The organism is Halodurantibacterium daqingense (assembly GCF_042666235.1).
GTDB lineage: Bacteria > Pseudomonadota > Alphaproteobacteria > Rhodobacterales > Rhodobacteraceae > Halodurantibacterium > Halodurantibacterium daqingensis.
In genome coordinates, this window is sequence record NZ_JBHTFQ010000004.1 from 1 (window position 1) to 20,891 (window position 20,891).

Annotated in this window: 18 protein-coding genes; 7 read left to right on the forward strand and 11 right to left on the reverse strand. The window is 67.3% G+C overall.

From position 1 onward, the window contains the following. Positions 1–232: 232 nt before the first annotated feature. Positions 233–580: a hypothetical protein gene (locus ACFQXB_RS08140; RefSeq protein WP_377401915.1), complete on the reverse strand. Its 348-nt coding sequence runs from the start codon at positions 578–580 to the stop codon at positions 233–235. Between the two features lie 740 nt (positions 581–1,320). Here ACFQXB_RS08140 and ACFQXB_RS08145 point away from each other — a divergent pair. The 7 genes from ACFQXB_RS08145 (at position 1,321) to ACFQXB_RS08175 (ending at position 9,831) form a co-directional block, all read left to right on the forward strand. Next, positions 1,321–2,772: a sensor histidine kinase gene (locus ACFQXB_RS08145; RefSeq protein ID WP_377401918.1), complete on the forward strand. Its 1,452-nt coding sequence runs from the start codon at positions 1,321–1,323 to the stop codon at positions 2,770–2,772. Further along, the gene (locus tag ACFQXB_RS08150) at positions 2,769–3,152 is read left to right on the forward strand and encodes a response regulator (protein WP_377401921.1); all 384 of its coding nucleotides are present in this window, start codon (positions 2,769–2,771) and stop codon (positions 3,150–3,152) included. The genes ACFQXB_RS08145 and ACFQXB_RS08150 overlap by 4 nt, the downstream gene beginning before the upstream one ends. Before the next feature lie 1,050 nt (positions 3,153–4,202). Continuing rightward, complete coding sequence (locus tag ACFQXB_RS08155) at positions 4,203–5,312, forward strand: ABC transporter ATP-binding protein (RefSeq protein WP_377401924.1); 1,110 nt, start codon at positions 4,203–4,205, stop codon at positions 5,310–5,312. A gap of 5 nt (positions 5,313–5,317) precedes the next feature. After that, positions 5,318–6,232, forward strand: a complete 915-nt coding sequence (locus ACFQXB_RS08160; protein WP_377401927.1) for an ABC transporter permease — start codon at positions 5,318–5,320, stop codon at positions 6,230–6,232. Continuing rightward, positions 6,225–7,028: an ABC transporter permease gene (locus tag ACFQXB_RS08165; protein WP_377401930.1), complete on the forward strand. Its 804-nt coding sequence runs from the start codon at positions 6,225–6,227 to the stop codon at positions 7,026–7,028. The genes ACFQXB_RS08160 and ACFQXB_RS08165 overlap by 8 nt, the downstream gene beginning before the upstream one ends. 17 nt (positions 7,029–7,045) lie before the next feature. Next, positions 7,046–8,071, forward strand: coding sequence for an extracellular solute-binding protein (locus tag ACFQXB_RS08170; RefSeq protein ID WP_377401933.1), 1,026 nt, complete (start codon positions 7,046–7,048; stop codon positions 8,069–8,071). 101 nt (positions 8,072–8,172) lie between these two features. Further along, complete coding sequence (locus ACFQXB_RS08175) at positions 8,173–9,831, forward strand: amidohydrolase (protein WP_377401936.1); 1,659 nt, start codon at positions 8,173–8,175, stop codon at positions 9,829–9,831. Positions 9,832–10,083: 252 nt separating this feature from the next. Here the strand turns inward: ACFQXB_RS08175 and ACFQXB_RS08180 are convergent, their stop codons facing one another. From ACFQXB_RS08180 to ACFQXB_RS08225, 10 genes are all read right to left on the reverse strand, one after another. After that, on the reverse strand, positions 10,084–10,899 hold the full coding sequence (locus ACFQXB_RS08180) for a cyclase family protein (RefSeq protein ID WP_377401939.1): 816 nt from the start codon (positions 10,897–10,899) through the stop codon (positions 10,084–10,086). A 466-nt stretch (positions 10,900–11,365) separates the two neighbouring features. Then, complete coding sequence (phnE, locus tag ACFQXB_RS08185; protein WP_377401942.1) at positions 11,366–12,166, reverse strand: phosphonate ABC transporter, permease protein PhnE; 801 nt, start codon at positions 12,164–12,166, stop codon at positions 11,366–11,368. Further along, positions 12,163–12,972 carry a phosphonate ABC transporter, permease protein PhnE gene (phnE, locus tag ACFQXB_RS08190; protein ID WP_377401945.1) on the reverse strand — a complete coding sequence of 270 codons (810 nt, stop codon included), beginning with the start codon at positions 12,970–12,972 and terminating at the stop codon, positions 12,163–12,165. The genes phnE (ACFQXB_RS08185) and phnE (ACFQXB_RS08190) overlap by 4 nt, the downstream gene beginning before the upstream one ends. Then, positions 12,972–13,799, reverse strand: a complete 828-nt coding sequence (phnC, locus tag ACFQXB_RS08195; RefSeq protein ID WP_377401948.1) for a phosphonate ABC transporter ATP-binding protein — start codon at positions 13,797–13,799, stop codon at positions 12,972–12,974. Before phnC ends, phnE (ACFQXB_RS08190) begins: the two co-directional genes overlap by 1 nt. A 71-nt stretch (positions 13,800–13,870) precedes the next feature. Next, positions 13,871–14,818: a phosphate/phosphite/phosphonate ABC transporter substrate-binding protein gene (phnD, locus tag ACFQXB_RS08200; protein WP_377401951.1), complete on the reverse strand. Its 948-nt coding sequence runs from the start codon at positions 14,816–14,818 to the stop codon at positions 13,871–13,873. Between the two features lie 588 nt (positions 14,819–15,406). Further along, positions 15,407–15,928: a hypothetical protein gene (locus ACFQXB_RS08205; protein ID WP_377401954.1), complete on the reverse strand. Its 522-nt coding sequence runs from the start codon at positions 15,926–15,928 to the stop codon at positions 15,407–15,409. After that, complete coding sequence (locus tag ACFQXB_RS08210) at positions 15,925–17,223, reverse strand: hypothetical protein (RefSeq protein WP_377401957.1); 1,299 nt, start codon at positions 17,221–17,223, stop codon at positions 15,925–15,927. Before ACFQXB_RS08210 ends, ACFQXB_RS08205 begins: the two co-directional genes overlap by 4 nt. Beyond that, positions 17,220–17,972, reverse strand: a complete 753-nt coding sequence (locus ACFQXB_RS08215; RefSeq protein ID WP_377401960.1) for an ABC transporter ATP-binding protein — start codon at positions 17,970–17,972, stop codon at positions 17,220–17,222. The genes ACFQXB_RS08210 and ACFQXB_RS08215 overlap by 4 nt, the downstream gene beginning before the upstream one ends. Further along, positions 17,969–19,021 (reverse strand): FecCD family ABC transporter permease, encoded by a 1,053-nt coding sequence (locus tag ACFQXB_RS08220; protein WP_377401963.1) that lies wholly within the window; start codon positions 19,019–19,021, stop codon positions 17,969–17,971. Before ACFQXB_RS08220 ends, ACFQXB_RS08215 begins: the two co-directional genes overlap by 4 nt. Further along, on the reverse strand, positions 19,018–20,121 hold the full coding sequence (locus ACFQXB_RS08225; RefSeq protein WP_377401966.1) for an ABC transporter substrate-binding protein: 1,104 nt from the start codon (positions 20,119–20,121) through the stop codon (positions 19,018–19,020). Before ACFQXB_RS08225 ends, ACFQXB_RS08220 begins: the two co-directional genes overlap by 4 nt. Positions 20,122–20,891 lie beyond the last annotated feature (770 nt).

The following is a 20,891-nucleotide window of genomic DNA, read 5'->3' on the forward strand; positions in this document are numbered from 1 at the left end:
CGCCCGCCGGCCAGGCCACCACAAGCTCGATCGAGCGGGGCAGTTCGGGCACCGGCCGGAACGCGATATAGGGGGATCGGATATTGGTGATCCAGGCGGGCATCAGTCAGGCGGCGATGACATGGATCTTGCACAGGGTTTCCACCGTCTTCCCCTGGCCGACAGATCCCGGCTTCAGGGCCAAGCTGTCACCGGCGCCGAAGGCATGGATCGCGTCGCCTCCTCGACGATCTCACCCGTCCGTCCAGGATGTGGCGGACCCTTGATCGACCGGGTGGTGCCGGGTGATCTCGCGGATCTCGGCGCAGATTTCGCCCCTGCCGGCGGCCTCTGCCAGGGCGCTCGACCCGGGTGAAGCCTGCGGTAAAGATACAGCCGCGCCGCTGGAACGCGGATCATTCCCCAAAGCCCTTCCGCGCCAGGGTAAGGCCAGATGCTCGGCCGTCATCGTCTCGCCGTTGTGGAACCTGATCCCTTCACCCAGGCGGAGCGTCCAGGCATTGCCCTCCTGCGTCCGGTCGGTGGCCAGGCCGGGGCGCAGGTGCAGGCCCTGTTCGTCGGGCTCCGACGCATTGATCATCAAAGCCGAAACATGACCGTTGCGGCGAGGATCACTGCGGAAAGACAGACCTACGGGCACCTGTCGCAGGGCGGGGGGATGCGGCGCCGATCCTTGAGCCTGCCGACCACGATCTCTCGGCGACTGCGCCTTTGTGGCGGCGCTTGTTGTGGCGGACGGTCCTGCCTCGGGAGTCCGGTCCGGGAATCCAGGGCGTATCTCCTTGTAGTTCCACGCATCCCGGAACCAGCTGGCATCACGGCCGCCGACGGCGATCAGCCATTCGGCACCGGGCATGCGGTTCAAGAGGGCGGCCGCACCCCCCGGTCGCTGGCTGGCCCGCGGGCACGAAGAAGCGATCGCCCAGCCCAGGCATCCCTCACCGCCTGCAGTTCGGTGGTCAGCCTGGCTTTTCCCGCCCGATCAAGCGCCCTCACTTGTCTTCGGACCCTTCTTTCTGACCCGCGGGCCTGAGGCCGGAAGGATCGCGATCGAACCTTCCGATCCTTCACCGCATGGTGCAGCAAGGCTCGCCCCGCAGAAGAGCACCTGCCATGCGCCGCGCACGGGCATGACAGCCGCGGGCGCCGTGCTTGACGAAGGCTCCGGCCAGGACTGCACCCCCCTTGAACATCGCGGGCCGCGGGATGACCCGAGATACGGATGCGCGCCCTGGCTGCGCCTCAACTGCGGCTTGGGCTTGGCTTCCTGAACGATGGCCTAAATAATGGCAACATGTTGACATGCGTACGGGGACGGAGATGGCCGGAACGTCGGAAGAACTGGAAGCTGAGGTGCTGCGCAACGCTGTCTTCGAAGTGGCGCCACACGGCTATCTCATCCTCGACAGGGACTTCAACATCATCGACGTCAACCAGCAGTATCTGGACCTGACCAGAACCCGGCGCGAGAACCTGGTCGGCGTGGCGATATTCGAGGCCTTCCCCGACAATCCCGATGATCCGACCGCCGATGGCGTGCGCAACCTGCGCGCTTCGCTGGAGACGGCGCGCGCGACGGGGCGCCCGCATGCAATGTCAGTTCAGAAGTATGACATCCCGGTGCGCGGCCCGGCAGGCGGTTTCGAGGAACGTTACTGGAAGCCGTTGAACACGCCTGTCCTGCGCGACGGCAAGGTCGTGGCGTTGATCCACCATGTTGAAGACGTCACCGCAGAGACGCTGTTCCGCCGCGATCAGGCGATCCGCCTGCGTTCTGCCCAGCGGCTCAACGACCTGGCTTTCTGGGAATACGACCCAAGCACGGAGACCATATACATGTCTCGTGCGCTTGCCGTCATGCTGGGACTTCCGGACCGGGAGGGCACACTGCCGGCGGCCGACTTCTTCGCCCTGGTCCATCCTGAGGACCGGGCCGACTTCCAGGCCGCCTTCGAGCGGGACATGAACGCGCCGGAGCATACGGTCATGTCCTTCGCGCACCGCCTGGCGCGGGAAGACGGCACGACGCGGTGGTTGTCGTCGCATGGCGAACTCGTGCGGGATCATCGCGATGCGCTGCCCCGCTTCCTTGTCGTCAGCCTCGACATCACCGCTGCGAAAGAGCGCGAAGAAAAACTGGCAGAGACGCTGGAGGAACGGGACCGTCTGCTGGCACAGAAGGAATCGCTCCTGGGCGAGGTGAACCACCGCATCAAGAACAGCCTTCAGCTCGTGGCCAGCATCCTCAACACCGACGCGCGCCGCGCCGGCGCGGGCGATGTGCGCGAACGGCTTCAGGCGGCGGCCGCACGGGTCCGGGCCGTCACCTCCGTACATGAGATGCTCTACCGTTCCCACGAGGTGACGACCGTTGCCTTCGGCGCGTATCTTCGTGAACTGTGCGAAAATCTTGCCTCCGGCGATGCCGGGACAGCCGGCGTTGAAGTCCGGTGCGATGCCGTTGGTGTGAACCTGCCGGCCGACAAGGCGATCCCGCTCGCGCTGATCGTGAACGAGTTGGCGACGAACGCGATCAAGCATGGCCTTGCGGGTGTTCCGGATGGGATCATCCGGGTCGCGACCGGTCTGGAAGATGGAAAGCTCGTGCTTGAAGTGACCGACAATGGAACAGGAAAGGCGGAAGTTGCCGAACCCGGCCTCGGCACGCGCATCATCGACGGCCTTGTTGCACAACTCGACGCCTCCATGACGACAGCCTCTGCAGAACCAGGGCATCGTGTGGTCGTCCAAATGCCTCTGCAGATCGCATGAGCCTGCGCATTCTGATCGTCGAGGACGAGTTTCTCATCGCGCTTGATCTTCAGGATCAGGTGGAGGATCTGGGCCATCTGGTGACGGCCGTGGTGCGGGACTTCGAAAGCTGCAAGAGCGCCGCACGGAAAGAGCGGCCGGACCTCGCGTTGATGGATCTGCGGCTGGCAAACGGCGCCTCCGGCGTCGATGCATCCCGCTGGCTTCATGATGTTCTGGGCGTGCGCTGCATCTTCATCAGCGGCAATCTCGACGACGAGACCCGCAAGGCCCTGTCGGATGTCGAACCCCTCGCCTTCATCGGCAAACCCATCCTCAAGCATCAACTGATGCGCGAACTGGCCAGGTTCCGTGACCGGCAGGCGCCGGGAACCGAGTAGCCCGCTTCTCGACCCGAGGGATCCGCGAACCCGGAGCAGAGCCTTGTCACGGGCCTCATGATTTACTGCAATGGTCTGACCGCCCACGCACCTTCGATCGGCTGCTAACCTGCGTAACGGCCCGTCCCGGCCGGACGAGCCGCCATGACGTGCCGCGGCATCCCCGAACGGGTTGCCTGCGTGCCTCAGCGACGCCCGACAGGCGATCCTGCTGATGCAGTCACGGCTGCCGCCCTGGCGCCGACGGGCCGCGATGCGGAACAAGGCTCTTGCCAGGCGCGTGCTCCTGCCCGCAGCGCGCAGAAAGGTGGCCTTGACCTTCATCTGGTCATCAGGGGGTGAGGATCTCGACGCAGAACCTCGCAAGAAGCAAGCTGCTTCGTCATCCAGCGGCCATCGGGGAATGCAGGCGCGCAGTGCGGCGGATTCCCCTGCGCAGGCGCGCCGCGCCTCCAACATGCGGCCGCTGTCCGCCTCGGGCTTGCGGGGTGCGGGACGGCCCTGCACCCTCCAGCGCCCTCACCCGCCTTGCGGTGGCCGCGGATACGGGCCGGGCCGTCCGATGCCGGCTGCGACCGGCGCCACCACGGGCACGGTCTCGCGCGTTCCTCCTCCGGACACCGGGCTGGCCGTGTCGCAGGATGGCAGGTGTCGTGGCACGCGAACCGCGGCGGCCCCTTTTGCCGGCGGTGGTTCGGAGGGCCCGCCGCGTGCGGGTGCGGGGCCGCACCGGGATCGGGCACGGGAGCGCCGGGGTTTTCCTGCTCTCGCGCCGCGGACGGGCACCATCGCCGCAGTCCAGGTGCCCCGGCCCCGGCGCATCCTTTCCGCTCGGGGGCCATCAGGATATGCAAGCCAACCCGGGCGTCGTCCACGCGACGCTGAAAACGCGGGCAGTTTGCTGTCCGGCCGCGCGCAGAACCCCGCCGCGCCGCCTCCGGACGGGATCTGCGGCAGCAACAAGTTTTCATTGCCCGCGCGTCGCGTCCTTGTTCATATGACGCAAACGGCCCGACAGAGGCCCGAAGATCAGCGACGGGGGCAAGACGCTTGAGCCAGGACAACGCGGTCACGGTCGAACAGGTGATCAAGAGCTTCGGACAGGGCAGCTTTGCCGTCCGTGCGCTCGACGAGGTTTCCCTTGGCATCCGCAAGGGGGAATTCTTTACCCTTCTCGGCCCCTCGGGCTGCGGCAAGACCACGCTTTTGCGCCTGATCGCGGGGTTCGAGCAGCCGACGGCCGGGCGCATCCTGCTGGAGGGGCAGGATGTGACGGGGCTGCCGCCGAACCGGCGGCAGGTGAACACGGTCTTTCAGTCCTATGCGCTTTTCCCGCATCTCACCGTGCGCGAGAACGTGGGCTTCGGCCTGCGGATGCAGGGGCGCAGCCGGTCCGAGATCGCCGAGCGCACGGCACGGATGCTGGCGCTGGTCCGGCTGGACCATCTGGCCGAACGCCGGACGGCGGCGCTGTCGGGCGGGCAGCAGCAGCGCGTGGCGCTGGCCCGGGCGCTGGCGCCGCAACCCGCCGTGCTGCTGCTGGACGAGCCGCTGTCGGCGCTGGACCTGAAGCTGCGCAAGGAGATGCAGGTCGAGTTGAAGCGGTTGCAGCAGGAAACCGGAATCACCTTTGTCTTCGTCACCCATGACCAGGAAGAGGCCCTGACCATGAGCGACCGGATCGGCGTGATGAGCGAGGGCCGCCTGCAGCAGGTCGCCCCCCCGCGCGAGATCTATACCGCCCCTGTCAATCGCTTTGTCGCCGACTTCATCGGCGAGACGAACTTCCTGCCGGTCACCCCGGCGCCGGGGGGCGTGCGCCTCGGCTGTGGCGCCGTGGTCGCGGCCCAGGGCGAGGGGCCGGTGCTGTGTATCCGGCCCGAACAGCTGCGCGTCACCACCCCCGGACAGGCGGCGGCGGCACGGGGAACGGCAGACCGCGACGGATCGTGGAGCGGGGCGGCGCCGGACGCCATTCCCGCGACCGTGGGGCGGCTGATCTATTTCGGCACCGACATGCACGCACAGCTGCATCTGCCGGACGGCGCCACCCTGACTGCCCGCCTGCCCCTGCCGCCGGGGGGCGAGGCCGCGCTCGCTCCGGGCGACAGGGTCGATGTCACCTTTGCGCCCGGCGCGGCACGGCTGATCGGGGAGTGACGGCAATGCCGCAGGATCCCGCGCACCGCCGCTCTGCCCGCAACGGCTGGCTTCTGTCGGCGCCGGCGCTGGTGCTGCTGTTCTTCGCGGCCTCGGGGCCGCTGCTGATCGTGCTGACCTATTCGTTCCTTCAGAAGGGCGCCTATGGCAACGTGATCTGGGAATTCAGCCTTGATGGCTGGATCGGCATCCTCTTTACCCGCGACATCTTCGACGGCTCGCTGCGGCTGGCCGATGCGCATCTGACGATCGTCTGGCGCAGCGTGAAGCTTTCGCTGCTTACCACGCTCATCGCACTGGTCCTGGGCTTTCCGACAGCCTGGTTCATCGCAACGCGGCCTGCCACGCAGCGGGCGGCATGGCTGTTTCTCATCACCATCCCGTTCTGGACGAACCTGCTGATCCGCACCTTCGCCATCGGCGAGATCCTGCGCAACGAAGGGCTGTTGAACACGCTCCTGCTGCGGCTGGGAGTGATCGGCGCGCCGTTGCAGATGCTTTATACCGACGGGGCGGTGCTGGTCGGCATGGCCTATGTCTATCTGCCGCTGATGGTGCTGCCGCTGTTCGCGGCGATCGAGCGGTTCGACATGCGCCTGCTCGAGGCCGCCTATGACCTCTATGCGAGCCGCCCGAAGGTTCTGCGCCACGTCATCATCCTGCCCATCGTCCGGCCCGGGCTGGTGGCAGGCTCGATTCTCGTCTTCGTTCCCTCGCTGGGGGCCTATGTCACGCCGCGCATCCTGGGCGGGGGCAAGAACATGATGATCGGCAATTTCATCGAGCTTCAGTTCGGACAGGGCCGGAACTGGCCGCTGGGCGCGGCCCTGTCGATGACGCTGTTGCTGATCGTGGGCCTTGCGCTGGTGATCTTCGTGCGGGCAGCGAACCGCGGCAGCGGGGGGCATCACCATGGCTGAGCGCGGCTTTACCGTCTCGCGTCTGCCGGGCTTTGCCGCCGTCGCGGTGGCCGTCTTCGTCTGCCTTTACCTGCCCATTGTCACGCTGGTCGTCTATTCCTTCAACGGCGGCCCCTCGATCGCGGTCTGGCAGGGGTTTTCATTGCACTGGTACGGCGAAGCCTGGAACAACCAGGCGGTCAAGGATGCCACGGCGCGATCGCTGGTGATCGCCACCGCGGCCAGCCTGATCGCCACCACCGTGGCCACCATGGCCGCTCTTGGCACGACGCGGCGGCCACGCTTTCGCGGCCAGGGGCTGATCTATGTGATGATAAACCAGCCCTTGATGGTGCCCGAGATCGTCACCGCCGTGGCGTTGCTGATCTTCTTTGCCTCGATCAAGGTCGCGACCGGCTATCAGGGGCTGGGCTATCTGATCGCGGCGCATTCGGCCTTCTGCACGCCCTTTGCCTATCTGCCCATCCGTGCCCGGCTGGAAGGCATGGACCTGAGCCTCGAGACCGCGGCCGCGGACCTCTACGCCTCGCCCTGGCAGAGCTTTCGCCATGTCACCCTGCCGCTGCTGACGCCGGGCATCGCGGCAGGGGCGATGCTGGCCTTCGTCATCAGCCTGGATGACGTCATCATCACCGAATTCGTGAAATCCGCCGGGCAGGACACGCTGCCCACCTACATGCTGGGCCAGATGCGCCGCGCGATCACGCCCGAGGTCAACGCAATCTCGACCGCGCTGCTGGCGCTGACCGTGACGCTGCTGACGGCCTTCTTCCTACTGAACCGAAAGAAGAACTGACCAACAGGGAGACTGCCATGAAACTGACGCTTGCGACGCTGGCCGCCATGCTGGCAACCACCGGCCTTGCCCAGGCACAGGGGGTTCTGAACCTCTACAACTGGGGCAACTACACCAGTCCGGAACTGCTGGCCAAGTTCGAGGCCGAGACCGGCATCCGGGTTACCGTCACCGATTACGACAGCAACGATACCGCCCTCGCCCGGATCGAGGCCGGCGGCCACGGCTTCGACCTTGTGGTGCCCTCGACCAACTATGTGCCGATCTTCCGCGACAAGGGGCTGATCGCGGAACTCGACCTCGACCGCCTGCCCAATCACGGCAACATCGCCGATCAGTGGGTCGATGTGGACTGGGATCCGGGCCGGCGCTTCACCGTGCCATGGCAATGGGGATCGGTGGGCGTCGCGGTCAATACCTCGGTCTATTCCGGCGACATCCATACATCGGCCATCTTCATCGACGTGCCGGATGAGCTGAAGGGCCGGGTCAATGTGGTGCCCGAGATGACGGATGTGCTCAACCTCGCGATCTTCTATTATGGGGGCGAGCCCTGCACCGAGGATCTGGAGGTGCTGCGGAAGGTGCGCGACGGGCTGGTGGCGGCCAAGCCGCACTGGATCTCGATGGATTACGGCGCCACCGAACGGCTTGCCAACAACGACTGGGCGGCCAGCGTCAACTGGAACGGCTCGACCATGCGCGCGCGCCTGGCCAACCCGGATGTGCAATACGGCTACCCGCGCGAGGGCTATCCGCTGTTCATGGATTCCGTGGCGCTCTTGTCCGATGCGCGGAACGTGGACGAAGCCTATCAATTCCTCGACTTCATCATGGAGCCGGAGAATGCCGCGATGATTTCCGACTTCGCCCGCTATGCCAACGGGATCGAGGGGTCGGAGCCCTTCCTGCCCGAAGACATGCGTGACGCGCCCGAAGTGGCAACGCCCGAGGAGTTCCGGGCCGCCGGACGGTTCGTGCCGACCTGTTCGCCCCGCTTCATGGAGTACCTGTCCGCGATCTGGACAGAGCTTCAGTCCTGACGCGTCGGCCATGCCGACATGCCGGGCGGCGGTTCGGCCGCCGCCCCTGCCCAATCGCCGGCCGACAGGCACGGCCGCCCCAGCCCAGCGAAAGCGCACCAATGACTCCGGACCTGATCGTCACCAATGCCCGCATCCTGACCATGGATCCCGCCCGCCCCCGCGCCGGGGCCATCGCGCTTGGTGGGGGGCGGATCCTTGCCCTGGGCACGCCCGCGGAAACAGAGGCGCTGGCCGGCCCGGCGACCCGGGTAATCGACGGACGGGGTCGCAGCGTGCTCCCGGGCTTTGTCGAAAGCCATCTGCACCTCGTCCTGGGCGGCGCAGAGCTTTCGCATCTGCATCTGACCGGCCTGCATGGGCTGGATGCCCTGCGCGATGCCTTCCGCGGCTTTGCCGCGCGGCACCCGGACCGGCCGCTGCTGATGGCGCAGGGGGCGGATTACGGCATCATCGGCCGCCCGATGACCCGGCATGATCTGGACGCGATGCTGCCCGACCGGCCGATCGCCATCACCGCGCACGATCATCACACGGTCTGGGCCAATACGGCGGCGCTGCGGGCCGCGGGCATCCTGCAGGGGATGGCGACGCCCCATGGCCATGAGGTGGTAATGGGGCCGGACGGCTGTGCGACGGGCGAGTTGCGCGAGTTCGAGGCCTTTTCCCCCGTCATCGCACTTGGCGGCGAGGCGCGGCTCAACCTCGGCATCGCCACGGGGGCCGAACCCTCGCCCTGGCCCGAGCCGGCCGAACGGGCGATAGATCGCGCCAGGGTGCTGCGCGGGCTGCAACATTGCGCCGCCCACGGCATCACCTCGATGGTGAACATGGATGGCAACCGCTATACGCTGGTGCTGCTGCGCGAGTTGCAGGCGCAGGGCGATCTGCTGGCGCGGGTCAAGGTGCCGTTTCACTTCAAACCGCAGATGGATCTGGCCGAGCTTGACCGTGCCACCGAGATGACCGCCGAATTCGACGACGACTGGCTGTCGTCGGGTTTCGTCAAGATGTTCATGGATGGGGTGATCGACAGCCGCACGGCCTTCATGCTGAACGATTATCCCGATCAGCCCGGGCACAGGTCAGAGCCGCTTTTCCCGCCCGACCGCTTTGCCCGGATCGCGACCGAAATCGACCGCCGCGGCCTGCAGATCGCCGTCCACGCCATCGGAGACGGCGCGGTGCGCGCCACCGTCGACGGCTATGCCGCCGCGCGCGCCGCCAACGGCCCGCGCGACAGCCGGCACCGGATCGAACATATCGAACTGATCGATCCGGCCGACATCCCGCGGCTCGGCGCGCTTGGCATCACCGCCAGCCTTCAGCCTGCGCACCCGCCCGGCGCAATGGATTTCCCGCTGGAACCGACCCTCGGCCAGATCGGCGCAGCCCGATGGAAGGACGCCTATCTGTGCCGCACGCTGGCTGAGGCGGGTGCGCCCCTTGCCTTTGCTAGCGACTGGCCGGTGACGGATGTGTCGGTCCTGCGCGGGATCCGGGCGGCCCTGACGCGCGCACCCTTTCCCGGGGCGGGCGACGAACGGCTGGATCTGATGCAGACGCTGCATGCCTATACCGCCGGCGGCGCCTGGGCCGCACATCGCGACCATGTCACCGGCCGCCTGCGCGAGGGGCTGGCGGCCGATCTGGTGATGCTCGACTGCGATCTGGAAAACGTCGCGCCGTGTGAGATCGACCGTCAGGGCGTGGCGCTGACCATCTGCGGCGGGCGCATCACACACGAGATGGCCCTGTAGCGCGAAGACCCGCCGAGACAGGTCCGGTATCCCGGCGATCTGCCGGGCCGGGTCGGGAGGCCTTGCCGGTTTCATGGCTGGCGCGATGCTGCCGGGCCAAGGCAAGGATCAGGGTGGGCGCTTGTCCCGCCCCCGGGGGCGGGAAGGGACGCTGCCGCCCCGGTCGCGTGGCGGCGGCACTTCGCCTGTTGCTGACGATCCTCGCCTTCATCCAGCGGCGCGACGGACGCCGAGCGCCCGTCGCTGCCTGCCTCAGACAAGTGCCATGACGCGGGCGGGACCACCGGTGCCGCCGCGGTGCTTCGGCGCGCCGATGAAGATCGTGGCGCCGGACGCGGGAAGCTGGTCGAGATTGGCCAGCCCCTCGATGCCGAAACGGCCGGAGGGTAGCCACGCGTAATGCACTGCGAAATCCGCCGAATTGCCCGGATCAAGCGACATCGTGTCCACGCCGATAGATCCGGCCCCCGCCTCGGCCAGCAGATCGGTCGCCGCGCGGGAAAAGCCGGGAAAGGCCATGGTCCCGTCCGGCAGGTTGCGCCACGACGGATCCCCGATCCGCGCCGACCAGCCCGAGTGCATCGCAATGCAGGCCCCCTCGGGGATCGCGCCATGAGCCGAGATCCAAGCCTCGATATCGGCGGGTTCCACCATCGCATTCGGATCCTCGGCCGCCCGGTCGGAAATGTCGACGACGCAAAGCGGCGCGATCAGATTTTCGACCGGCAGGGCATCGACCGAGGTTCCGCCTTGGGAAAAATGCAGGGGCGCGTCGATATGGGTTCCGGTATGTTCGAAAATCGTCAGCTTGAAGAGGTGATAGCCGTCGGGCTCAAAATCCTTGTCGGTCTCATAGAGGATACCCGGCTGGCCATCGAACGTGGGAAAATCGCTGTCATAGGCATGGGTAAGGTCCACCACCCGCCCGGACGCCTGCGCCAGCGCAGGCCGTGCCGACAGCGCCCCGGCAGCAAGACCCGCTGCGGCCGTGACCGCCGCGCCGGAAAAGAGGCTGCGGCGCGAGAGCATATGGGCTTTCACGCCCTCTATCAGGCATATGTTGCACATGGGCAGTTCCTTTGCTGGTGCTTCCGTCATTCCCGATTCCTGGATGGAACGGTCGCCGCTTGCTGCCTGTCAAGCGGCGCGCACGGGGTGTCGGGCCGGCTGCCGCGTTTTTGGGCGCGGGCTGCGGACAAATGACAAAGCTCGCGCGGTGCCGGAACCTTCGGTGACGGGGCGGCACCTTGGCGGGCGCGGGCGGCGCCGATCCTTCAGCCCGGTCCGGCCGATCGCGGCCTTGCGCCACGCAGGCCCCGATGCGGCGGGCGCCGCAACGGATGTGAGCGCGCCTTGACGCGCACCCACTCCCGGAACGGCCTGTGCACCTTCCGCTGGTGCCGGAAGCGGCGGCAGGCGGGGCCTTCGACCCGCAGATGTCCGCGGGCCTTCGCCCTGACCCGGGGGGCCGGCGGCGCCCTCGGCGCGCCGGGCGCGGGGGGCGCGCAAGCAGGGGTGGTGCGCTTTCTCTGGCTCAGATGATCGCGTGGCGGACGCGGGCCGAGATCCATTCCGACATCACCACCGTCGCCAGGATCACCAGGATGATGAGGCTGACCTGCGGCCAGGCGAGCACGTTCAGGCTCGCCTGCAGCTGCGCGCCGATGCCCCCTGCCCCGACCAGCCCGAGGATCGCGCTTTCGCGGATGTTGATGTCCCAGCGGAACACCGAGATGCCGTAGAAGGTGGGCAGAACCTGCGGAACGATCGCGTAGTTCAGCACCTGCAACCGGCTGGCCCCGGTGGCCGTGACCGCCTCGATCTGGGCGATGTCGGTTTCCTCGATCGCCTCATAAAGCAGCTTGCCGATGAAGCCGATCGACCGGAAGGCGATGGCCAGGATCCCTGCCAGCAGCCCCGGCCCGAGGATCGACACCAGCAGAAGCGCCCAGATCAGCGAGTTGATCGAACGCGAGGCGACGATCAGGAACAGCGCCAGGGGGCGCGCGACAAACCGCGACGGCGTGGTGTTTGCCGCCGCAAGGAAGGCCAGCGGCACGGCCAGCACGATGCCCAGCAGCGTGCCCAGCGTCGCGATGTTGATCGTGTCGATCAGCGGCTGCCAGAGCCGCTCCAGATAGGACCAGCGCGGCGGCAGCGCCCGGCCGACCAGATCGGCGGCGGCATTCGGTGCGTCATGGACAAAGACCCACATCGTGCGCCGGGTCATCAGGGTCCAGCACCAGACGAACAGCGCCACCAGTGCCAGCCAGCCGGCCCATAGCACCAGTTGCCCGCGCGGGCTGCGGTGCCGCCAGATGTCGGTCGCACTCATTTCAGCATCCTCCGCAGATGGCCCGAGGCATATTCGGCCACCATCACGATGGCGATGATGATCAGCAGGATCGCCCCCGCGCTGTCATATTCATAGCGGTTCAGCGCCGTGTTCAGCGTGCCGCCGATCCCCCCCGCGCCGACGATGCCGATGACCGCCGATTCCCGGAAATTGATGTCCAGCCGATAGAGGCTCAGGCCCAGCAGCCGCGGCATCACCTGCGGCTGGACGGCATAGTTCACCACCTGCCACCAGCTTGCACCGGTGGCGCGGATGGCCTCGGCCTGGGTTTCGTCCATGTCCTCGATATCCTCGGCCAGCAGTTTGGCGATGAAGCCGATCGTGGCGAAGGTCAGCGTCAGGAACCCCGCGAAGGCGCCAAAGCCGAAGAGCGCGACGAAGAAGATCGCCACGATGATCTCCTGCAGCGCGCGGCTGGCGGCAATGAGGCTGCGGCACAGCGCATAAACCCAGCGCGGCGCCAGGTTGCGCGCCGCCCCCAGCCCGACGGGAACCGAAATCAGCACCCCCACCACCGTCGAGGTCAGCGTCATCGTCAGGCTTTCGACCAGGCCGGTCGAGATATCGCGCCAGCGCGAGGTGAAATCGGGCTGCAGGAAGCCGCCGACAAAGCGCGCGCCGCGTTCCCAGCCTTCCGACAGCCGCGCCCAGTTCACCTCGACGCTGCCGATGGCCAGGATCAGGTAAAGCACCGCCCCCACCGTCAGGATCACCCGCCAGGGGCGCGACCGGATCATCTGCGGCGGGCGCTTCCATGCGGTGGGCCAATGGGTCGCGTCGGCCATCAGAGCGCCTCCAGCAGGCGGTCGGTTTCGGCGCGGGTCTGCGCCGCTTCCTCGGCCTCCTCGGCGGGGCCCTTCTGCATCGCTGCCCAGTCCTCGGCGCCATAGATGCGTGTCAGCACATCATCGGTCAGCGCGGAGGGCGGGCCGTCGAACACCACGCGGCCCGCCTGAAGGCCGATGATCCGGTCCGCGAATTGCCGGGCCAACAGCACGTCATGGATGTTGATGATCGCGGGCAGGCCGTCTTCGCGGCAGATCTCGGTGATCAGGCGCATGATCTGGCGGCTGGTGCGCGGATCAAGGCTGGCGGTCGGTTCGTCGATCAGAAGAAGCTCGGGCTCCTGCTCGAGCGCGCGGGCGATGCCGACACGCTGGCGCTGCCCGCCCGACAGCGCATCGGCGCGCTTGTCCACATGCGCCGAAAGCCCGACCCGGTCCAGCAGGCGAAAGGCCCGCGCGATATCGGCGGCCGGAAAGCGGCGCGTGAAGGATCGCCAGAACGGAACATAGCCGAGCCGCCCCGACAGCACGTTTTCCATGACGGTCAGCCGCTCGACCAGGGCATATTCCTGAAAGATCATGCCGATGCGGCGGCGCGCCCGGCGCAGATCGGCGGCACCAAGCGCCGTCACATCCAGATCGTTCAGCAGCACCGTGCCGCCTGTCGGTTCGACCAGCCGGTTGATGCAGCGGATCAGCGTCGATTTGCCCGCGCCCGACGGCCCGATCAGCCCCACCACCTGCCCCCTGGGCAGGTCGAAGCTTACCTCGGACAGCGCCTTGTCGCCGGTCTTGTAGGTCTTGGTCAGGTTCCGGATGCTGAGCATCGCCTGCCCCCTTTCGCGAATAGGATCGGGCGGGGTTTCCCCCGCCCATGGCCCGGGACGTCGGGGCTGGCTCAGTTGCAGTCGTAGCGCACGCCCATCGCGGCATCGATATCGCGCACCACGGCCCAGTGTTCGGCGAAGGTGATCGGGATGAACTGCGTCTCGCCGGATTTCGTGAATTCCTCGGCCAGCGAGGTGCCTTCCCAGTCAAAGCTGAAGAAGGCGTCCTGGATCGCCTGCTGCAGTTCGGGCGTCAGGTTGTGCGCCACGCCATAGCCCGTGGTCGGGAACGTCTCGGAGCGGTAGATCGAGGTGATCTGGTCCATCGACACCACGCCCCGGTCCACCATCCGCGCCAGAACCGAATTGGCGATGGCGGCGGCGTCATAATCGCGGTTCGCAACCCCCAGGATCGAGTTGTCATGCGCGCCCGAGAAGGCGGGGGTGAAATCGACGCCGGCCTCCATGCCATATTCGGCGGCCAGGAGCGCCGAGGGCGCCTTGTAGCCCGAATTCGAGGTCTCCGAGGTAAAGGCCATTGTCCGGCCGCGGATATCCTCGACCGAGGCGATGCCGCTGTCGGGATGGGTGATGAACTCCATCTCGTAGCCAAAGCTGCCATCCTCGGCGGCCATCATCGCAAAGGGGCGGAAGCCCGCGCAGGCGATGGCCAGCGGGTTCGAGCCGGTGTTGAAGCCTGCAACATGCAGCCGGCCGGCACGCATCGCCTCGATCTGCGCGGCATTCGACTGGACGGGGAAGAACTGAACGGGCTTGCCGGTCACCTGCTCCAGATGGACAAGGAAATCCGACCAGGCCTCGGCATAGACGGCCGGATCCTCGACCGGGGTATAGGCAAAGATCAGCTGCGCGGGGTCAACCAGCTGCGCCGGGTCGGTCGGAATATCGGCCACCATGTCGCCATCGGCATCCGTATAGCGCCCGTCCAGCCTGAACTCGGCCTGGGCGGCAGTGCCGGCAAGGCTGACAAGCGCGGCGGTGATCAGCAGATGTTTCATATCGGTTCCCTTCCATCGGTGACGGGCCCCTTTAACGGCCGGAAATGACATTCCCGTGACGAAGGGACAGTTTTCTGTCCCGGCCAGATCATAGAGGCACTGCGCCATGCCGCGCATCGGGCCCGGACCTGGGGCAGGTCTCGTGGTCGATGGCCGGCGGGGCCAGCTGGCCCGGGCTGAAAGCGACACCCTCCTGCAAGGCTGCGCCATGGGCCGGCCGCCGGTCGAGGCTTTGTCCGTGGCACATCTGCCGGACCGGCCTGCGCGATCTTGCAGGCCCTTCGGGCCGAGGCTCCTGCTGGTCGTCCAAGGCGGAAGCGCTGCACGCGCCCGGCACATCACCCGAAGATCCCGCAACACCCTTGCTCCGGCCGCCCTCCCGCCAGGGCCGCGGCGCGAGGGCGATCGCGCCGGAAAGGCGGCACGCCCGCGCGTCCTGCTGATTACGCCCCGGCCAGATGCAGATGAGGGCCTGCGGGCTCCGGCCTCTTTGCCGAAACAATCGGGCCTCCGATCAGCGCCGCGTGGCAAGGCCCCGCTCTGGGCCCGGAGATGGGCTGCGGGCGGACTGCGGGCGCGACCCCGCGCTCAGGCGCAGGAAATGGCGCGGGCGCGGTAGATGTCCTGCGCTGGCAAGGGCAGCAGGCGTTGGGCCATCTCCCGCTTCAGGAATTCCAGCCGGGCGTCCTGATCGGCATCGCGGGACGACAGCGCCCCAAGCGCCACGAACTCCGGCAGGACATGGCCGGGACGGATCGTGACTTCGACACCCCGGTCCCCCAGCGTGAACCGCCAGAGGTAGGGTCCGGGCAGGGCGCTGATCACATCCGCCCCGCCCAGCGACCGGTTCACCTCGTAGCGCCCGTCGGTGAACGCACGGGTGACACATTCCACCGCGTCGCGGCCGCCGGGGCCGGGGAAGGCGGTCAGCACATGGATGTCACGGCGTGGCAAAGGCGGATCGCCAAGCGCGGCGAAACCCGCCTGCATGGCCTTCAAACCATGCACCACTCCGCCCGGAAAGCCGCCGCCGTGAAAGGCAAGCAGCATCTCGAAATCGAATGTCAGGATTCTGCCATCCTCGGCGACCGAAATCTGATCCTGCCTCATGCCGGACTCTCCTCAAGCACAAGTTGCCGCAGATTGGGCAGAAACCGGTCCAGAAACCGCGTCGTCGCCGGCATGAACCGGCTGCCGTGGTGATAACAGGGGTCCAGCGATGTCACGATGATCCGGCCCGGCGTCGTGCAGCTGTCCTCATAGGCAACCGCCCGGCCCGCGCCATCGCGCACCAGAACCTGCGCGCCTTCGGGCGGCGCGAACCAGCCGTGCAGGTGCCAGGTGACATCTGCATCGCCCAGCCCCTCAAGAAGCGGATGCGGTCCCGCAACCCGCACACCCAGCTCGGCCCCCGGGGTCAGCCACCACCACCAGTTCGTTTCCGTCGGGGTGAAGGCAACATGCGGCAGCCAGAGATCGCTTCGGCTTTCGCCCATGGCCACGACGGTTCCACCCGCAGCCAGATGCGCGGCCAGCAGCCCCCGCTGCGCGATCATGCGCTGCGGCGGGGTGCGGCAGGTGACGAACAGGACATCCTCCGGCGTCAGCACCGCGCCGATCTGTTCCGGAGCGATGGCGAGATCGAAGCTGTCGCGGTAGCGCGCGCCCTCGATCGTCTCGATGTGATAATAGGTTCCGGCGTTGACGGCGATCAGGCGCGGGGCCTCGGGCGCGCTGCGGGCGGGTGGAGCCGTGGTGAAGCTGCCGGGCGCGGGCTCGCTCGCCACGCGTGGCGCATCGTCCGGCACACAGGCCCCCCCTGCTGCCCAGTCGATCAGGTTGCCCCAGACCCGCGCGCCGATTCCGTGCATCGTCGCGATCTGCCCCAGATCATTGCCGGCGTGGCTGAAGAACGCCCCGCCCCCCGGTTGCGGCCAGATCCAGTCAACCGGCACCCCTGCCCCGAGCGTGTTCAGGATCACTGCCCCGATCGGCGGCGGGTTCGCCCCCCGTCCATAAAATCCGGCCACGCCCTTGTTCGCCTCAAGCTTCTTCAGGTCAAATCCGGTGAAGATCGGATGCGCCACCTGCGCCGTCAGGGCGAAATCGGACCGCTTCGGCGCCGGAATCGGCTGATAGGGCGCCAGACCCTCGACCAGCGGGCGAAGAAGATGGCCATTGAACACCCAGCGTCCGCCCGCTGCCAGAAACCGGGCCAGGGCCGGGCGCAACGCCATCATCGCATCCTGATCGCACAGCATGCCCGTGACCAGCCCGCGATGGGCCAGCAGCGCGGCCTCGGTCAGTTCTGCCTGCGGCAGGACGGTCACCCGCCCTGCAGCGGCGGCGTCGCGGATGGGTTCTGGGGGCTGGCCATGGCCCGAGTGCAGCCAGATCACGCTCATGCGGCGTCCTTTCCTGTGAATGCGGGCAGCATGGCGATCCGCGATCCAGGCCCTTCGGGGCGCACCCAATGCATGGGAACGCCGTAAAGCTCGGCCATCAGATCCGGGGTGATCATCGCTGCGGCAGGCCCGTGCACGACGGCACCGCCCGGCATCATCAGCACCACTTCATCGGCAACTGCGAGAGCGTGGTTCGGGTCATGCGTCGTGAAGAGGATGGCGCGGTCGCCTGCCCGCCCCAGTGCAGCGATCAGCGACAGCGTGCGCGCCTGATTGCCAAGATCAAGCGCCGAGGTCGGCTCGTCCAGCACCAGCGCATCCGATCCGGTGGCAAGCGCCCGCGCGATCAGGATCATCTGCCGCTGCCCCCCGGACATGCGATCATGGCGCAGATCCGCCAGATGACAGGCTCCCACCTGAACAAGCGCCGCCCGGGCGGCCTCGCGGTCCCGGACGCCGGGCTGGCCGAACAGCCCGAGGCGCGCCGCCCGCCCCATGGTCACCACCTCGAGCCCCGAGAGTTTCGCCTGCGAAGCGCCATGCTGGGGCACATAGCCCACGATGGCAGGTCCGTGGCGGCGGCCGCGATCAAGCGGCTGAAACCCGAGCATCGCGCGCAGCAACGTGGTCTTGCCCCGCCCGTTGGGGCCCAGGATCGCCGTGGTGCGCCCGCGCGGCACCTCAAGCGAAAGGCCCGTGAACAGCCGCAACGCCCCGAAGGACAGGCTTGCCTGCGTGAGTCCGATCATGCCCGCCCTGCCCTTCGAAAATGCTGACGCAACAGGATCGCGAAAACCGGGGCGCCGATCAGCGCGGTCAGCACCCCCAGCGGGATTTCCGCCGCCGTCAGCGTGCGCGCCAGCGTGTCGATCAGCACAAGATAAGCGGCTCCCAGCAGCCCCGAGGCGGGGATCAGCAGGCGGTGGTCCTCGCCCACGATCAGCCGCGCGGCATGGGGCACCACCAGCCCGATCCAGCCGATGATCCCGGCAACGGCCACCGAGGTGCCCGTCATCAGCGTGGCGGCGACGAAGATCAGCCAGCGCTCGCGCTCGGGCCTCACCCCCAGCGCGCGGGCCTCGGCCTCGTCCAGCGCCAGCAGGTTCAGCCGATAGCGCATGGCGCCGACCAGAAGCAGCCCCGCCACCATTCCCGGCACCGCCATCCCCAGCCGTGCCCATGTCGCCGTCGAGAAAGAGCCCATCAGCCAATAGACGATGGCCGGCAGCGAGGCGTTGGGATCCGCGATGAATTGCAGCACCGACACCAGTGCCGCGAAAAAGGCGCCCACCACCATGCCCGCCAGAATGACGGTCAGCACCTCGGTCCGGCCGTCTATACGGGACAGGAGCCCGACAAGCAGCAGCGCCAGCAGCCCGAAGCCGAAGGACAGCCCCAGAAGGATCGCGCCGTGAAAGCCCAGCAGGATCGCCAGCGCGCCGCCAAAGGCCCCGCCCTGGCTGATGCCCAGCACCTGCGGGCTGACCAGCGGGTTCCGGAACACGCCCTGCAATGCAGCCCCCCCGACCGCAAGCGCCGCGCCCGAGAGGGCCGCCAGCAGCACCCGCGGCAGGCGCACCAGCTCGATGATGCGGGCATCCATGGTTTCGGGGCTGCCGGAGAGGTCCTGCACACGTGCCCAGAGGATTTCGACGATGCGCAGCCACGAGACATCGAAACGGCCGGCCCCCAGCGCGTAAAGCATGGCCAGCGAGAGGGCCAGGATCATCACGGGGAAGGCGCCCAGCCGAAGGGCCAGCCGGGCTGGCCGCGGCGCATGTTCGGAAACGGCGCTCATTTCACCGCGAACTGCGCATAATTCGCCTGACCGCCCTGCATCTCCATCCCCAGGATCTCGTCGATCTCGGCATCGGACAGATCGTGGTTGTAAAGAAGCTGGTAGGCCCTGCGCATCTCGGCGCGCAGATCGTAATCGAACAGGTCGGGATGCAGCAGGTTCGCCGTCCACATCCAGGTCAGCGGGCTTTCCTGACTGGGGGGATCCCAGCGATAGCCGCCCAGCGGCATCTTGTAGACGCGGCCGGTCTGCGCCGCAGTGGTCAGCGACAGGATCGGATCCTCCAGGATCCGGTCGATCGTCAGATCGGGCTCGAACGAATTCAGAAAAATCACATCGGGGTTCCAGGTCGCGACCTGTTCGGCGCTGATATCGGCCCAGCCGCCCACCATGTCCTCGGCCGCGTTCCGGCCGCCGGCAAGCATGTGATACCAGGCGTTGTAATTGTCCTCGGTCCCCGAGGCCCTGAGGTTATCCATGGCGCGCAGCAGATAGAGAACCGAAGGGCGCTCTGCCTGGGTCAACCCGGCGCTGCGCGCCTCGAGATCGGCCTGAACCTCGGCGCGCCAGTCGATCAGCGCCTCGATCCGTTCGGGCCGGCCCATCGCGGTGGCGGCCATGGCCATGTAGTCACGGGTGCGCTCTTCGGTGCCGTACATGATGGTCATCAGGTTCAGCCCGGCATTGGTGATCGGATCGATGAAATCCGGGCCGCGCCCCGCCCACTGGATGACCAGATCCGGATTGACCCGGGCCAGCTCCTCGACATTCGGAATGAAGTTCGCCGCGGTGATGTCCGAAGGAATATCCCGCGCCTCGGGGAAGATCCGGCCAAGGATACCCTCGAGGATCGCGGATCTGGCGGTCGGGTTCATGCCCACCAGCCGATCGGTCGCCCCGTCGATGGCGATCAGCGTCGAGGCCATCGGAATGGGGATCGCGGCGATGCGCTGCGCCGGCGCCGGCAGCGACACCTCGCGGCCCTCATGGTCGGTGAAGGTGATCGGCGCGGCATGAAGGGGGCCAGAGCCCAGCAGAGGAAGTACAAGCAGGAAGTGCAGGCGCATCATCAGGTCCTGAGGCTGAACCTCGGCGTCCATGCGTGTGCCCGGATGCGGGATCAGCCGGAGCGCGAGGTCGGGTTGGGCGTAACCTGGCGCGGCCCGGGGGCTCCAGCTTGGGACGACATAACCTTAGTCTTTCTGTCAACTTGAGTCAATCCGATGCGCGGCAGGCCGCGCTGCCGGGCGTGCGGGCGGGTGCCACCCTGCCCTCCGCACCGGGATGCGGAAGGTGGAACGCGCCACCGTCGCGAAAAGCTGCAACAGCCAAAGGCACAATCGGCGCCCGCCATGCCCGCGCTCGTCCGCATCTGCCGGGGTCAGGGCTCTCACCCCGCATCCTTGACGGCAGGACGTCCCGCCGAGGGCAGGGGCACGGCAGAGACCTGCATGGCACAGCCACGTTTCTCTGCGACCGTGGCGGGCCGGAAGTGGCCGGTTCCTCTCGGCAAATGGCCGCGCCAACCGCGAGGACCCGTTCCATCCCCGTCAGGCCGCCGGACCGTCTCGATCGCAGCTGTGCCAGCACGTCGCCCAGCCCGTTGGACCCGTATTCGCCGTCGATCACCAGCCCGTCTGAACCGGTGCCCACAGCCAGTTCCGCCACGCTGCCATCCCGAAGGCCGAGCCAGAGGCCGATCTGCGTTTCGCGGGCCGGAAGCCGGCGCTTGAAGGTGTTTCCGCCGGCCGCCGATCCCGTGCCTCAGGTCGCAAGAGCCCCGGCCGCGCGACGCGTCCCGCCGATGCGCGCCGCCGGGCTGCCAAATGTATAATTTGGAACATTTGTCATTAAAGTTACATCGATCTGC

Coding starts and splice junctions, on each gene's coding strand:
- ACFQXB_RS08170 (WP_377401933.1), top strand. CDS start 7,046: ATGAAACTGACGCTTGCGACGCTGGCCGCCATGCTGGCAACCACCGGC.
- ACFQXB_RS08140 (WP_377401915.1), bottom strand. CDS start 580: ATGATCAATGCGTCGGAGCCCGACGAACAGGGCCTGCACCTGCGCCCC.
- phnE (WP_377401945.1), bottom strand. CDS start 12,972: ATGGCCGACGCGACCCATTGGCCCACCGCATGGAAGCGCCCGCCGCAG.
- phnE (WP_377401942.1), bottom strand. CDS start 12,166: ATGAGTGCGACCGACATCTGGCGGCACCGCAGCCCGCGCGGGCAACTG.
- ACFQXB_RS08215 (WP_377401960.1), bottom strand. CDS start 17,972: ATGATCGGACTCACGCAGGCAAGCCTGTCCTTCGGGGCGTTGCGGCTG.
- ACFQXB_RS08145 (WP_377401918.1), top strand. CDS start 1,321: ATGGCCGGAACGTCGGAAGAACTGGAAGCTGAGGTGCTGCGCAACGCT.
- ACFQXB_RS08220 (WP_377401963.1), bottom strand. CDS start 19,021: ATGAGCGCCGTTTCCGAACATGCGCCGCGGCCAGCCCGGCTGGCCCTT.
- ACFQXB_RS08205 (WP_377401954.1), bottom strand. CDS start 15,928: ATGAGGCAGGATCAGATTTCGGTCGCCGAGGATGGCAGAATCCTGACA.
- ACFQXB_RS08210 (WP_377401957.1), bottom strand. CDS start 17,223: ATGAGCGTGATCTGGCTGCACTCGGGCCATGGCCAGCCCCCAGAACCC.
- phnD (WP_377401951.1), bottom strand. CDS start 14,818: ATGAAACATCTGCTGATCACCGCCGCGCTTGTCAGCCTTGCCGGCACT.
- ACFQXB_RS08150 (WP_377401921.1), top strand. CDS start 2,769: ATGAGCCTGCGCATTCTGATCGTCGAGGACGAGTTTCTCATCGCGCTT.
- phnC (WP_377401948.1), bottom strand. CDS start 13,799: ATGCTCAGCATCCGGAACCTGACCAAGACCTACAAGACCGGCGACAAG.
- ACFQXB_RS08165 (WP_377401930.1), top strand. CDS start 6,225: ATGGCTGAGCGCGGCTTTACCGTCTCGCGTCTGCCGGGCTTTGCCGCC.
- ACFQXB_RS08180 (WP_377401939.1), bottom strand. CDS start 10,899: ATGTGCAACATATGCCTGATAGAGGGCGTGAAAGCCCATATGCTCTCG.
- ACFQXB_RS08225 (WP_377401966.1), bottom strand. CDS start 20,121: ATGGACGCCGAGGTTCAGCCTCAGGACCTGATGATGCGCCTGCACTTC.
- ACFQXB_RS08160 (WP_377401927.1), top strand. CDS start 5,318: ATGCCGCAGGATCCCGCGCACCGCCGCTCTGCCCGCAACGGCTGGCTT.
- ACFQXB_RS08175 (WP_377401936.1), top strand. CDS start 8,173: ATGACTCCGGACCTGATCGTCACCAATGCCCGCATCCTGACCATGGAT.